Origin of the sequence: Colwellia sp. TT2012 (assembly GCF_001440345.1) — a bacterium.
Classification (GTDB): domain Bacteria; phylum Pseudomonadota; class Gammaproteobacteria; order Enterobacterales; family Alteromonadaceae; genus Colwellia.
Map to the genome: position 1 here is coordinate 633,458 of NZ_LJYX01000021.1, position 14,153 is coordinate 647,610.

Consider the following 14,153-nt stretch of genomic DNA (forward strand, 5'->3'; position numbering starts at 1 on the left):
AGGACCAGAAAATTTAAGAAAATATCTGGGTAATCACCATCTACGTAGGAAATTAAGTAGCATATATCTACACCTACGGTCTTGGACGGGGGTCGTCTGTTTTGTTCAACAATTACGTCAAAAAACTGACAACTCCTACCAAAATTTAAGGGGCGAAATTATAGATTATAATTTTTCCCTTGTAAAGATTCAATACACGAAAATTTACTCAAGTATTTATAGGTAATAATTTACCGATAAATATTAGTCTTGAGAAAGAGTCGATTGGTTGACGACAACGCCGGCACCCATAGTTGTAGAAAGAGAAACTTTCTTCAAGTATTGACCTTTAGCATTGGCAGGTTTTGCTTTTTTAAGCGCTTCAAGCAATGCTTCTAAGTTTTCTTGCAAATGTGCAGCATCGAAATCAGCCTTACCAATAGTGGTATGGATGATGCCGTTTTTGTCGTTGCGGTAACGGATCTGACCAGACTTGGCTTTTTTAACAGCGCCAGCTACATCAGGAGTTACTGTGCCAACTTTAGGGTTAGGCATTAAACCACGAGGGCCTAAGATTTGACCTAGTTGACCAACAACACGCATTGCGTCAGGAGAAGCAATAACAACGTCGAAGTTCATTTCGCCAGCTTTTACTAGCGCAGCTAAATCTTCCATACCAACAATGTCAGCACCAGCTGCTTTAGCTTTCTCTGCGTTTTCGCCTTGGGTAAATACAGCAACACGTACATCACGGCCAGTACCATTTGGTAATACTGTCGCACCACGAACGTTTTGATCTGATTTACGAGCATCGATACCAAGATTTACCGCAACATCTACGCTTTCACGGAAGTTAGCAGTAGCAAATTCCTTTAATAAAGCAACAGCTTCTTTGATATCATATTCTTTTAATACGTCTACTTTTTCACGGATAAGACGAGCGCGTTTTGATAATTTAGTCATTGATTAGTCCTCTACCACTAAACCCATTGAACGAGCAGAACCCGCAATGGTACGCACTGCAGCTTCCATAGAACCCGCAGTTAGGTCAACTTCTTTCATCTTAACAATTTCTTCAAGTTGAGCTGTAGTTACAGTGCCAACTTTTTCAGTGTTAGGACGACCAGAGCCGCTTTTTATGCCAGCTGCTTTTTTCAATAAGTAAGAAGCAGGTGGAGTTTTTGTTTCGAAAGTAAACGAACGGTCATTATAGACAGTAATTACTACTGGAACCGGAGCGCCTTTTTCTAAAGAATCTGTTTTCGCGTTGAACGCTTTACAGAATTCCATGATGTTAACACCGTGTTGTCCTAATGCAGGACCAACTGGTGGTGACGGGTTAGCTGCACCAGCAGCTACTTGTAGCTTGATTAGAGCTTGGACTTTTTTAGCCATTTTAAAATACCTTTAGTTTGGGTAATTAACGCTATTTATTTAACACTAAGTCGGCATTGGCCAACTCACATGCAAATATTAAGCTTCCCTGTTTACAAAATTCGCTTTATAAAACAGTTACTTTCATAACATTTACCAGCGTATTTAGTGCGCGCTAAAAATAAGCGGCAGCGGATTATATATTAAGCAGTAGTACCATTTCAAGTGCTTTTATTACTAGACCAGTAAAAATGACTATTTACTGGTCTAGGCTAATGTTAATTTCGCCTAATAATTAACGTTTTTCAGCCACTTGCTTGCTAATAGAAATACTTGCTTCAATTCTCCGATTATCATTATGTGCTACTGCCGTATCGGCTGGATTCATCAATTTTGTTTCACCGTAGCCAATAGAGTTTAAGCGACTCATATCAATATCAAAATCATTAATTAACACAGCAACAATTGCTTGTGCGCGTTTTTCTGATAACACTTGATTATATATTTCACTACCTAGTGCTGAAGTATGACCTTCAATGGTTAAATTTACATAAGGATAAGTATTCATAAACTCTGCAGCTTTTGCTACTTCACTTTTATACTCAGGGCGTACTTCACTTTTGTCATTCTCAAAGTTTACTAATAAGCGCATTGACTTTTGCTGCGCAGTAAAGATAGTGCAACCCTTAGCGTTTACTTTATCGATTATGGGTGTATTTGCACAATTATCTTGGTTATCAACTATGCCATCATTATCGCTATCTTTTATGGTACCAGCGGTAATTGCTGGCGCTGCAGGCTTTATTGTCATCACTTTAGTTGGCACCGTGCGCTTTATCTTTTGAGACTCGCGACCAAAGTAATAGATAAAACCGATTTTGCTAGAGAAATCGGTAAAATGCTCATCAAATTGATAGTGGCCTTTTCCTTCAAAATACACCGCCATATCTTTCGACAAATAATGACGGTAACCGGCACCTAAAGCAGCCGATAGATTTGATTTTTCAACCGTTAAAAAGTCAGCACCACCGACAAGATAAAAACTTTCTTTAAAAGGAAAATACAATAAATCTAAGGCAATACTTTTACCCGAAGATAAATCATAATTATGATGTTTAGCAACTGGGTTAAAATGTGTATACGATAGTCTAGTTTCGAAAAACTCAGATAAACGATACCCTGCTTCAACGCCTAAACCCGAGGCATGATCAATTGACGAATTAGCATGGCTATTATATAAACGATCTTCATCCGTTTTTAAATACATAGCGTGACCACCTAAGTATGCATGACCAACAAGTGATTCAGCTGTTGCTTGCTCTGTAGCAGCCAATGAAAATGAAAATACTGATAAAGCAATGAATTGGCATAATTTTGATAGTTTAAATGGGCGCATTGAATAGTTTCCTTATATAAATCGTCTTAAGAAGTATTTCTTGTGCGCATTCTAAACTTTTTGAGTAAATACTCCACACAACTTGTGAAAAAAATGTAAATTATAAGATAATATTGAGTAGTAGCAGCAATTATTACAGAACCAGCATGTAGATAATAAGTAATTCTCCGAGAGTTCAGGTTAACTCACCTTAACAATGGCAATAAATGCATCAGTTACCGCAATTAAGGTATTACCAAACATTCGTTATTAGGCTATGGTGAATGCTATAAAAATATAATTTTACGGAAATAACACCCTATTTACCACAGCCTACACTCATGTTGGCAAACTTATACTGCTGGCGATGTTAGTGCTAGTCTCTGCTTGTAGTAGTCAACCTCAGCCAAGTAACCCACCAAATTTAGCTAAAGCCAATATTTATATCACCAAGTAGCTTTCGATGAGCAAGCACCTAAGCAAGCGGTGGTTGCTTTACCCATAGGTGAAACAGCAAGTCGCTTCATCGTGTATCGAGTTTCAAACATTATTTTTCAAGGCCAACTTACCGCTCAACCAAGCTTTACCGAATGGGGACAAGGCACACACTATTACCTCGCTGACTTTTCTTCGCTAAAACGCCGAGGTAAAATCCATATTGTGGTGAATACCCAAAAACAACAATTGCCTTCCTCAACATTTATCATCAAACCTAATGCCTATTTTGCCCTAACAGCTAAATCAATCATTAACATGCCTATACAGATAACTTAATAACAAATTGTTTGGTAGAGCTTTGTAATTAAAATAAAGCCCTGAAACAAAAAACGCCTGCACAAGGCAAGCGTTTTTATATCAAATACTTTTTATATCAAATACTTTTTATATCAAGTAAGGCTAGCTAACTAGCTGCCCTTTTCAACTTGACCAAATTCTAAATCAACTGGCGTTGAACGACCAAAGATAAGAACTGATACCTTGATACGATTTTTCTCGTAATCAAGCTCTTCAACCACACCATTAAAGTCAGCAAATGGTCCGTCAATAACACGAACAACTTCACCCGGCTCAAATAATGTCTTAGGTTTAGGCTTGTCAGTTTCTGCAAGGCGCTGTAAAATACGATCCGCTTCTTTTTGAGTAATTGCCGCAGGACGTTCTTTAGTACCACCAATGAAACCAAGTACACGCGGTACACTTTTAACTAAATGCCAAGACTCATCATCAAGCTCCATCTGAACTAAAACATAACCTGGGAAGAATTTACGTGAACTTTTACGCTTTTGACCTGCGCGCATTTCAACGATCTGTTCAGTTGGTACTAAAATCTCACCAAACTTTTCTTCTAAGCCGTGAATGCCAATATGCTCAACCAATGTTTTTTGCACTCGACCTTCATAACCTGAAAAGGCTTGTACTACATACCAGCGCAACTTCGGGTTTCTATTTAATTGCTGTTCTGCACTCTCTGCAGCTGAAATTTCCTCTGGGACATTTTCTTCTTCAGACATATTTTCTTCAGTCATAACTAAACCTGCATACCCGTAACTAAACTAACTAACCAGAATAGAACAGAGTCTAATCCCCAAAGTAGTAATGACATCAATAAAGTCACTACTAAAACAATTCCTGTCGTTTGCACGGCTTCTTGACGTGTTGGCCAAACAACTTTACGTACTTCAGTACGCGCTTCTTTTGCAAATATAGCGGCATTACGACCCTTTTCAGTTTGTAATGCAATTAAGCCAGCAACCCCAACCATTACGACAACGGTAACGGCTCTAATCAACGCTGATTCTTCACCGTAAACGTAATTACCTGCAACAGCAGCAGCTAAAAGTAAGAAAATAACCCCCCACTTTAACGTATCGAAAGAACTGCTTGGTTGCTCTTCTGTACTTGCATTCATAATTCTATTCCGTATTTATCTACTTTTTTAATAACACGACTTGCTATCACAAGCCGATAAAACATAGGTAAGTTTACCTATATCTACACAAAGTGGCAGGGGTGGAGAGACTCGAACTCCCAACCATCGGTTTTGGAGACCGCTGTTCTACCAATTGGAACTACACCCCTACAGATCGCTTATAAAGCACTCGTTACACTTACCGGGTAATCTTAGTTTTTGGGAATTAAGAGATACTCAAGAAGTGAGGCGCCATTATACTCAGCCCAGTGTTTTACTCAAGAAGTATTTGTTATATTGAGTAAGATAGCACCTTACTGACCATTGTATCTGCCAATAATTAGTAAGTGATTATTTAAAAACAAGGTTTTGCCAATGAACAAGCCATGAAAGTGAGATATAGCTTTTAAAATGTCGAAGCAGAGCTGACAAAGTTCATCCGTTATAAAGGCTAAACTGTCTCTTATTGGTGAATTTTAGCAAAAAAAAAGGCCACGTTAGCGACCTTTTGAATTTATAGCATAAGCTTGTTATTCAATAAATAACAGCAAATAAATATTACTTGTCTAGGATTTTAGAAACAACACCAGCACCAACAGTACGACCACCTTCACGGATTGCGAAGCGTAAACCTTCGTCCATCGCTACTGGGTTGATTAGCTCAACAACAAACTTCAAGTTGTCACCAGGCATTACCATTTCAACACCTTCAGGAAGCTCTACAGCACCAGTGATATCCGTTGTACGGAAGTAAAACTGTGGACGGTAGCCTTTGAAGAATGGAGTATGACGGCCACCTTCATCTTTGCTTAAGATGTAAACTTCTGATTCGAATTTAGTATGAGGTAAGATTGAACCTGGAGCACAAAGTACTTGACCACGTTCAACGTCTTCACGTTTAAGACCACGAAGAAGAATACCACAGTTCTCGCCAGCACGACCTTCGTCAAGAAGCTTACGGAACATTTCAACACCAGTACACGTAGATTTTTGTGTATCACGGATACCAACAACTTCTACTTCATCACCAATTTTAACGATACCACACTCAACACGACCTGTTACTACAGTACCACGACCTGAGATTGAGAAAACGTCTTCAATTGGCATAATGAATGCAGCATCAATTGCACGCTCTGGCTCTGGAATGTAAGTATCTAAGTGATGAGCTAGCTCAAGTACTTTCTCTACCCATTTCTCTTCGCCGTTCAATGCACCTAAGGCTGAACCTTGAATTACTGGTAAATCATCACCTGGGAAGTCATATTCGCTAAGAAGTTCACGAACTTCCATTTCTACTAACTCTAATAACTCTTCGTCATCAACCATGTCACATTTGTTCATGAACACTATGATGTAAGGAACACCAACTTGACGAGATAATAAGATGTGCTCACGTGTTTGTGGCATAGGACCATCAGTAGCCGCAACTACTAAGATAGCGCCATCCATTTGTGCAGCACCCGTGATCATGTTTTTAATGTAATCAGCATGGCCTGGACAATCTACGTGGGCATAGTGACGAACTTCTGTATCATATTCGATGTGAGAAGTATTGATAGTAATACCACGTTCACGCTCTTCAGGAGCATTATCGATTTGAGCAAAATCTTTAACTTCGCCGCCGTATTTTTTAGCTAATACCGCAGAGATAGCGGCTGTTAATGTTGTTTTACCGTGATCTACGTGACCGATAGTACCAACGTTAACGTGCGGTTTGGTACGTTCAAATTTTTCTTTAGCCATTTTAAAATACCTCTGGGTATAGAATTAAGTTTAATTTTACAAGATTTGAAATATCTGGATAGTATTATCTAAGGAATGGTGCTGATAGGCAGATTCGAACTGCCGACCTCACCCTTACCAAGGGTGTGCTCTACCAACTGAGCCATATCAGCATACATATACAAAGATTGGAGCGGGTGGCGGGAATCGAACCCGCTTCATCAGCTTGGAAGGCTGAGGTAATAGCCAGTATACGACACCCGCTTACTCTATCTGATCATCTCTGTTTTTTGACCTACTCTTATGTTGCAAAATAAGCGCCATAAGCATAAGTCGAAATATGGTGGAGGGAGGTGGATTCGAACCACCGAAGGCTGAGCCGTCAGATTTACAGTCTGATCCCTTTGGCCACTCGGGAACCCCTCCACATTGAGCCGATACCTTTTCACGGGTACCTTATATAAGCAAAGCTTAAATAAGTATTAATGGTGCCGACTGCCGGAATCGAACTGGCGACCTACTGATTACAAGTCAGTTGCTCTACCAACTGAGCTAAGTCGGCACTACATTAAGTGGTGCGAATTCTAGTGTAATGTTTTGCCCCTGGCAATAGCTAAATTGAAATATTTTGAACTTTTTAGCTGTTTATTGTTTGTTTGCTGATTTTTTATTCAAGGTATGGTTACTTTAACGGCTTAGCTGCATATTGCCGATGGCTAAAGTAAAAAATCCGCCATTATATTATCTAACTATATAATGACGGATTTATTATTTTAGTGTGTTTTTCGCAGTTAAGCTATTTTAAGGCCCATTCTTCACTCTATTCTTTACACTATATAGTAGTGCTATTCTCTAATAAAAAAGTATAACTAAAAAGTATCAAAGCTTAATGCGATAATGACGTTGCTGGCATAGCGCCTAATTGTCCTGCAGACATTTGCGGTATCACAGGTGATTTTGGCTCAACTTGTGCTTTAGCCGCCGCTGAAGTTACTGCACCAACTGACTTATTTCTCGCTCTTATCATAGGAGCAGGAATGATACGCCCTTTTATTTTTGGCTGAGGGGCAAAGTTAGCCGCTGATTTACCTAACAAGCGGGTATGAATACATGTTCTAATTTCTTCTAGGGTATAATTCGCTTTTACTTTAATACGCAGATGTGGAATTGAAGCCGCGGCTAAACTACCACTGACAAACCAGTCTTTCTTTATTTTATAACCTCGCCCTTGCGTATCCACTAAATCAATGGCGCCCAGTAATTTCATGGTGCTGCGTTCACAAATGACAAAGTCTAAGTATTTTGCTTCAGCACTTTTAGCCGCACTTTGGCTAGCTCGACTTGAAACACCATTACGAATAGTTACCACATCACTTAATTTCACTCGGTTTAATACCCGGTATTTTGTCCCTAGGGCTTGCTCAACTAAGTTTTGAAAGTTCTTTTCTGCCGGGGTAAATATTGCTTTTTTACTATCAAAAGGAAAAGGAAAGCTATTATCATTTAAACGACTAGCTAACACGGCAACAATGACCACTAAGGTAATCAAGGCAAATAATATCAATTCCATATACTTCTCCGGGATTCAAATTCTTGACGCTTTTCCTGATTCCAGAGGATAAACGCACTACTTAAGCAGAATTAAGCAGAATGTGTGCCAAAGTTAAAGATATTATTATGGGTTGTTCGGGGACGGTTTATTGGCGTGTTGTTGCAGAGCTAGGTGCAGCATAAAATTACTGCACCTATATATAGGTGGATATAGCGAATTACTTAAGCGGGATATTTTTCTTCTAACGCTTTATATAACTGCTGTTGAAAATCATCGGCGCCAGCATCTAAAGTACTAACAAGTTTAGCTAACACCTCATTGTCTTCTTCACCGTGCCATTCTTTAATATAACTACCTTCTTTATAGCCGTGATCTTGACGGAAAAAGTTTAGTGTGTTTTTGCCAACATATTGTTTAAAGAGCTCATCTAAGTCCATATTCATTAAGGACATGCAGTCAGCAAGGGCCTTAGCATCAAAGGTTTTATCGGTCACTGCTGCTGATGCTAAGTTTTCAAGTACAACTTTAAAGTCACTTTCGCCTGTGCCTTGATGTAATTCTTTCGCTAGATCGCGAGCAATAAACTCGGCACTATCGTTTGACATCAAACGTAAACTTAAACCAAAATGAAAGATATCGACCAGCTCTAATTGCACTTGAGCGATATCAATTTTTTGGTGTTTCCACCACTTCCAACCATGATGATCTAACATCTCGGCACATTCCACCCAAATAGCACGATACCACTCGTAGCCATTTTCACGCCAGGTGTCACTAACACGACTGTTCATCGCATCTTGCATAGTTAGCATTTGACTAATTTGCTTCTCAGCTTTAGAAAGTGCGTTTGATAGTTGTTCGCTCATGTTTTTCTCAAGTTTTCTTAAATTATAAATTTAGTCGGCTATTCTGCCGTAGCTGATAGCCCATGACAAGTTTTTGCTCTTTGTTTTGCTTAAAGAGTAACTTTATGACTATATTAATGAGGTAAAAGTAAATTTCACCGGCTGCTATTTTGTGGTACTTTCACCAAAATATAAGCAGGTAGAAATAGGAGGATTTATGAAGTATTTAGAGAGAGACTTACTATTAAACTCCGTCATTAATTTAATTGATGATTTGATTTTCTATAAAGATAAAGACTTCAAATATATTGGCTGCAATACCGCCTTTCTCCACTTTATCAATATATCAGCTGATAAGTTAATCGGTAAAAATGATTTCGAAATATTTGATCATGACCTCGCTAGTCTATTTAGGCATCACGATAAACTCATGTTAGCCGAAGGTAAATAAGAACTAATGAAGAGTGGGTTACTTATCCTGATGGCAGTAGGGTTTACCTATTAACAAAAAAAATACCCTTCGAGTATGCTACTAACCATATTGGTATTTTAGGTATAAGCAGAGACATCACCTCATTAGAAGAAGCGCATCAACAATTAAAAGCGCAAACTTTACTCGATGAACTCACCAAGGTTAACAATAGAAAAGCCTACAATTTAAAGATAAAAGCATTGCTGGCGGGTTTTGAGCGCTATCAAACACCCTTTGCTATTATAAGCATCGATATAGATGATTTCAAAAAAATCAATGATAATTTTGGTCATGATATTGGCGATAAAGTATTACAAAGCTTCAGTGCGCTTATTGAAAATCATATTCGACAAACGGATCATCTATTTAGAGTCGGAGGTGAGGAATTTGTTATTTTATCGGAATCCAAAACAAAAATTGATACGATAAAATTAGCTGAAAAACTTCGTCAAACCGTGGCAAGTAAAACCTTAATGCCAGGTATTAACATCACCATTAGTTTAGGCATTTGTGCCGTGATAAAAGGTGACTGCGTAAACTCTATCGCTAAACGGGTTGATAGCCTACTTTATCAAGCGAAAGCAAATGGCAAGAACAACGTCGTTTTTAGCCCGGTAGAATAAACGTTAAGATAAACACCTGTAATTCATCACTAGTTTTTTACCCTTTCTACTTAACTAAACAACTTCTTCCTTACCATGGCACGATAAACTTTTGGCGTTAAACTTAAATTCTGCTTAAACAAGCGGGTTAAGTGTCCTTGATCTTGATAACCGACCTGATCTGCTATTTCTTGTATGGTTAAGTTACTTGACGCCAGTAACTCTTTTGCCGTTTCTATGCGTAATTGTTGCCAATATTGGGTGGCCCTAACACCCGTTGCAGCTTTGAATCGACGAGTGAATGAGCGTTGACTCATGCCAAATTGCTCTGAAATTTCAGTTAAGGTTAATTCAGTATTTAAATGTGTACGTAACCAAAATTGAATTTCGGCAATCAATTCATCGGCGTGTCTATCACCCGAACCTTCTAAATAACGCTGCTCTTCATAGGGCTTGCGTATTTCATGGGAAAAATTTCGTTCGACATTTTGTGCCGCGGCTTTACCATAATGCTGGGCAATTAAATGCACAATAATATCAGCCAAAGCATTTAAGCTCGCCGCACAATAAATGCCTTCTGACTGGGTAATAAAGAAATCCGGCTTTAAGTCTACTTGCGGATAATCACGTTTAAATTGCTCAACATAATGCCAATGGGTTGTCGCTGAGTGATTATCTAACAAGCCCGATTCTGCCAAAAAACACACACCAGTACCAACGCCAATTAATGTACTGCCCTGCTGCCAACAATGTTTTAGCCAAGCAATAAGTTTTTTATGCTTTTTAAGTACCGGCCGAGGATTACGCCACAAGCTCGGCACAATAATAATATCGGCTGGCACGGTGCTAACATCGGCTTCATGGTCAAGGGTGATATCAGCAATCATACTAATACCAGCACGTGACTTTATTTGTGCTGACGACTCACTCAAAAATTGTGTATTAAGTTTTAAAGCAGACTTATCATAACGTCGGGCAAAGGCCTCACCGGCAAGTAACATTTCAACAGGCAAGGTGACACCTGTCGCTAAAACGTGAGGATAAATCAGCAAATGAACCATAAGATTTTCTGATTTAATGAGTCTATTAGGCATTTTTTATCTCTCAACAACTTAATATGGCCATTATTACATATAATATGGCCATTATTACATATAATATGGCCATTTTAGCTTATTAAATTTTTAAGGAGTCATTAGAATAGTGAAGATATTAGGCATTATTATTCTTTTGCATTTATTCAAATTCTTTAAGTGGGTTATTAGATGGCACGTTTACCTTTAATTATTGGCATGGGCGGTATTAATGCCGCAGGACGCACCTCGTTTCATCAAGGCTTCCGTCGTATCGTCATCGATAAGTTAAATGCCCAAGCACGTCAAGAAACTTTTGTTGGCTTAGCAAGCTTAATGAATATCGTCAGCTATCAACAAGGCACTTTAGTGGATGTTGATGGTAATACAGTCGCTCCTAGTGAGATAGAAGCCAAATTCGGCCAACAAATTCTTGCCGGTACCTTAATTCGTAAAATTGAGAAAAATCATTTTGATCCCGATGCTACTCATTGGCATCAAAAGATGAATATCAGCCCTACTGATAAATATATTTCCTTTGAGTTGCTCAAAAAAGAGTTACCTAAACCCGTACCAAGTTCATGGTTGCTGACTGATATCGGCGAGGCTAGAGTTGCGGTTAAGATTCCTGAGCAATTAACCATTACTCATGATGCCTATCGTGATAACCCCATTAAAGCCGCAGGACAGTTTCCAACAGGCTTTGACCCGGCAAAACTATATAAGAGCCGTTATCAACCGCGTGGTTTACAAGCAACCATCTTCGCTGCTACTGATGCCATTCGTTCAACAGGAATTGAATGGGATGCTATTTTAGACAAGATCAGTCCTGATGAAGTAGGTGTTTATTCGGCCTCGATCGCCGGCCAACTAAATGATGAGGGCTTGGGCGGTTTGATTAAAAGTCGTTTAACCGGCTCTCGCGTCAGTACTAAACAATTAGCCCTAGGGTTAAATACCATGTCTACCGATTTTATTAATGCCTATGTTATTGGTAATATCGGTACCACCTTTACCAGCTCTGGTGCTTGTGCAACCTTTTTATATAACCTACGTGCGGCTGTTCATGACATGGCAGCTGGCCGTATACGCGTCGCTATTGTCGGTAGTAGTGAAGCGGCAATCACGCCAGAAGTCATTGAAGGCTTTGGCAATATGAGCGCACTAGCCAACGAAGAAGGCTTAAAGAGACTAGACGGTACCGACACCGCCGATCATCGCCGCACCAGTCGTCCTTTTGGTAAAAATTGTGGCTTTACTATAGGTGAAGGTGCACAATTTGTGATCTTGATGGATGATGCTCTGGCTTTGGCAATGGGCGCAAAAGTACTGGCCTCCGTTGCCGATGTATTTATTAATGCTGATGGTTATAAAAAATCTATCACGGCGCCAGGTCCAGGTAACTATATAACGATGGCAAAATCGGTTGCTTTAGCCGAGCAAGTTTTAGGTAAAGAAGCACTGCAACAACGTAGCTTTATTCTTGCGCATGGCTCAAGTACGCCACAAAACCGCGTCACTGAATCTTTGATTTACCATAGAGTTGCTGAATGTTTTAATATAGAAAATTGGCCAGTAGCGGCACCCAAAGCCTATGTCGGCCATACACTAGGCCCAGCTAGTGGCGATCAAATGGCCATGGCATTAGGTGTTTTCAGTGATAATATTATGCCTGGCATTACCACCATTGATAAAGTTGCTGACGATGTGCATGACCAACACCTAAATATTGCCACTGAGCATTGGCATTGTCATGACATGGACATCGCTTTTATTAACTCAAAAGGTTTTGGCGGCAATAACGCCACGGCAACCATATTCTCGCCAAAAGTGACCCTAGCCATGATGGAAAAACGCTATGGCGCTGAGGCTATGCAAGAATATCAACAAAAGCTAATTAGCGTCGAACAAGCACAGCAAGTGTATCGAGATAATGCCAATAACGGTCAATTTGATTTGATTTATAAATTTGGCGAAGGCCTGATTAATGAGGATGACATTGAGCTAACGACTGATAAGATAAAATTCGCGGAATTTAAAAACAGTATTGCCTTACCGACTAAAAACCCTTTTGATGATATGGTTTAATAGCCTTAGCGATGCAAGTGTTAGCTTGAAATTTGCTGAGCTAACACCTTAATTTTACTCTTTGCTATCGTGTTAACTATTTACTTAGCATCTAGTTAGAAATCTAGAGCCGAGTCGCTAACGCCTCGCCATCGTTGCCAAAACAAAGACCAGGACAAATATATGACTCGGCTTAAAATCATCCTAATCACCATACTATCACTATTAGCTTTTGCCGCTAATTCACTGATAACACGCTTTGCCTTAGAAAAAACCAGCATAGATGAAGCAAGTTTCATTATGCTTAGAGTCGTTTCTGGCGCACTGTTCTTATGGCTATTTGTCACGATAAAAAATCATAAGGCACCGCTTCAGTCAGGCAGCTGGCTCGCTGCTGCTGCCCTATTCATTTATGCGGTTAGTTTCACTTATGGTTACGGTTTAATCGCCGCGGGTACAGGCGCATTATTACTGTTTGGCTCAGTACAAATAACCATGACACTTGTTGGCTACCGTGAAGGCGAACGACTGAATAGAGTACAATTAATCGGTTTTGTACTCGCGCTTGCTGGCTTAGTGATATTAATGCTACCGGGTATACGGGCCCCTTCATTTATAGGTGCCTTATTAATGTGTATTTCTGGTATTGCTTGGGGTATTTATACACTGCAAGGTCGAGGGGCAAGTGATCCCGCAGCAGCAACTGCAGGCAACTTTATCAAAGCAGCGCCAATGGCGATACTCTTATGGTTTATTGTCAACTTAGTCGATCACGGCTCAATAAACTTAGATAGTACAGGAGCATTTTATGCGCTGTTCTCCGGCATTATTACCTCAGGCATGGGATACATTATTTGGTACAGTATATTGCCTGAGCTTAAGGCGATTCAAGCCGCTGTTGTGCAATTAAGTGTGCCTATATTGGTCACTCTCGCGGGGGCTATGTTACTTAATGAAGCTATTACTCTACGCGTAGTGCTCGCATCCTGCGCTATATTGTCCGGTACCATTTTGGTATTAACTTGCAAAAAATCAAGCACAGCCTAGTCAAAAAGTAACGCCTTTTCAAAATGCAAGTTAAAATTCATCAGAGATAAAATTCGTCTAATCATTATCTATTTAAGCTAATTTTAACGAGAATGAATAGTTGATTCCCCCGTTTTAATAAAGAGGTTACCAA

14 protein-coding genes and 5 tRNA genes are annotated in these 14,153 nt (G+C 39.5%); 5 read left to right on the forward strand and 14 right to left on the reverse strand.

Annotated elements, in window-relative coordinates; genetic code table 11:
• Window positions 1-243: 243 nt before the first annotated feature.
• The 3 genes from rplA to ASU03_RS16730 all read right to left on the reverse strand — a co-directional run bounded on the left by rplA (window position 244) and on the right by ASU03_RS16730 (window position 2,749).
• Complete coding sequence (gene rplA, locus ASU03_RS16720) at window positions 244-942, reverse strand: 50S ribosomal protein L1 (RefSeq protein ID WP_057832895.1); 699 nt, start codon at window positions 940-942, stop codon at window positions 244-246.
• A gap of 3 nt (window positions 943-945) precedes the next feature.
• Window positions 946-1,374 carry a 50S ribosomal protein L11 gene (gene rplK / locus ASU03_RS16725; RefSeq protein WP_057182988.1) on the reverse strand — a complete coding sequence of 143 codons (429 nt, stop codon included), beginning with the start codon at window positions 1,372-1,374 and terminating at the stop codon, window positions 946-948.
• A 274-nt stretch (window positions 1,375-1,648) separates the two neighbouring features.
• On the reverse strand, window positions 1,649-2,749 hold the full coding sequence (locus tag ASU03_RS16730) for an OmpA family protein (protein WP_057832896.1): 1,101 nt from the start codon (window positions 2,747-2,749) through the stop codon (window positions 1,649-1,651).
• Between the two features lie 465 nt (window positions 2,750-3,214).
• On the opposite strand from ASU03_RS16730, the gene ASU03_RS16735 reads away from it, so the two are divergent.
• The gene (locus ASU03_RS16735; RefSeq protein WP_057832897.1) at window positions 3,215-3,502 is read left to right on the forward strand and encodes a hypothetical protein; all 288 of its coding nucleotides are present in this window, start codon (window positions 3,215-3,217) and stop codon (window positions 3,500-3,502) included.
• A gap of 131 nt (window positions 3,503-3,633) precedes the next feature.
• On the opposite strand, the gene nusG is transcribed toward ASU03_RS16735, so the two are convergent.
• From nusG to ASU03_RS16785, 10 genes are all read right to left on the reverse strand, one after another.
• Window positions 3,634-4,254 (reverse strand): transcription termination/antitermination protein NusG, encoded by a 621-nt coding sequence (nusG, locus tag ASU03_RS16740; RefSeq protein ID WP_231731618.1) that lies wholly within the window; start codon window positions 4,252-4,254, stop codon window positions 3,634-3,636.
• 2 nt (window positions 4,255-4,256) lie between these two features.
• Window positions 4,257-4,637 (reverse strand): preprotein translocase subunit SecE, encoded by a 381-nt coding sequence (secE, locus tag ASU03_RS16745; protein WP_057832898.1) that lies wholly within the window; start codon window positions 4,635-4,637, stop codon window positions 4,257-4,259.
• 93 nt (window positions 4,638-4,730) lie between these two features.
• Window positions 4,731-4,807, reverse strand: a tRNA-Trp gene (locus tag ASU03_RS16750).
• A 388-nt stretch (window positions 4,808-5,195) separates the two neighbouring features.
• Window positions 5,196-6,383, reverse strand: a complete 1,188-nt coding sequence (gene tuf, locus ASU03_RS16755) for an elongation factor Tu (RefSeq protein WP_057832899.1) — start codon at window positions 6,381-6,383, stop codon at window positions 5,196-5,198.
• Window positions 6,384-6,459: 76 nt separating this feature from the next.
• Window positions 6,460-6,535 (reverse strand) — tRNA-Thr (locus tag ASU03_RS16760).
• A 16-nt stretch (window positions 6,536-6,551) separates the two neighbouring features.
• Window positions 6,552-6,626: transfer RNA gene (locus tag ASU03_RS16765), tRNA-Gly, on the reverse strand.
• Between the two features lie 77 nt (window positions 6,627-6,703).
• Window positions 6,704-6,788, reverse strand: a tRNA-Tyr gene (locus ASU03_RS16770).
• A gap of 60 nt (window positions 6,789-6,848) precedes the next feature.
• Window positions 6,849-6,924: transfer RNA gene (locus ASU03_RS16775), tRNA-Thr, on the reverse strand.
• 324 nt (window positions 6,925-7,248) lie between these two features.
• Window positions 7,249-7,932, reverse strand: coding sequence for a DUF2726 domain-containing protein (locus tag ASU03_RS16780; RefSeq protein WP_057832900.1), 684 nt, complete (start codon window positions 7,930-7,932; stop codon window positions 7,249-7,251).
• 203 nt (window positions 7,933-8,135) lie between these two features.
• A complete protein-coding gene (locus tag ASU03_RS16785) occupies window positions 8,136-8,780 on the reverse strand; it encodes a dUTP diphosphatase (RefSeq protein ID WP_057832901.1) in 645 nt (214 codons plus the stop codon).
• A gap of 196 nt (window positions 8,781-8,976) precedes the next feature.
• Here ASU03_RS16785 and ASU03_RS21590 point away from each other — a divergent pair, with 196 nt between their 5' ends.
• Window positions 8,977-9,210 (forward strand): PAS domain-containing protein, encoded by a 234-nt coding sequence (locus tag ASU03_RS21590; protein WP_057832902.1) that lies wholly within the window; start codon window positions 8,977-8,979, stop codon window positions 9,208-9,210.
• Window positions 9,211-9,326: 116 nt separating this feature from the next.
• Window positions 9,327-9,854 (forward strand): GGDEF domain-containing protein, encoded by a 528-nt coding sequence (locus tag ASU03_RS21595; protein WP_231731627.1) that lies wholly within the window; start codon window positions 9,327-9,329, stop codon window positions 9,852-9,854.
• Between the two features lie 50 nt (window positions 9,855-9,904).
• Here ASU03_RS21595 and ASU03_RS16800 read toward each other — a convergent pair whose 3' ends face one another.
• The gene (locus ASU03_RS16800) at window positions 9,905-10,927 is read right to left on the reverse strand and encodes a GlxA family transcriptional regulator (protein ID WP_057832904.1); all 1,023 of its coding nucleotides are present in this window, start codon (window positions 10,925-10,927) and stop codon (window positions 9,905-9,907) included.
• Window positions 10,928-11,098: 171 nt separating this feature from the next.
• Between ASU03_RS16800 and ASU03_RS16805 the strand changes: the two genes are divergently transcribed.
• Entirely contained in the window at window positions 11,099-12,994 is a 1,896-nt protein-coding gene (locus ASU03_RS16805) for a beta-ketoacyl synthase (RefSeq protein ID WP_057832905.1), read from the forward strand.
• 162 nt (window positions 12,995-13,156) lie between these two features.
• Window positions 13,157-14,020 (forward strand): DMT family transporter, encoded by an 864-nt coding sequence (locus ASU03_RS16810; protein ID WP_057832906.1) that lies wholly within the window; start codon window positions 13,157-13,159, stop codon window positions 14,018-14,020.
• Window positions 14,021-14,153 lie beyond the last annotated feature (133 nt).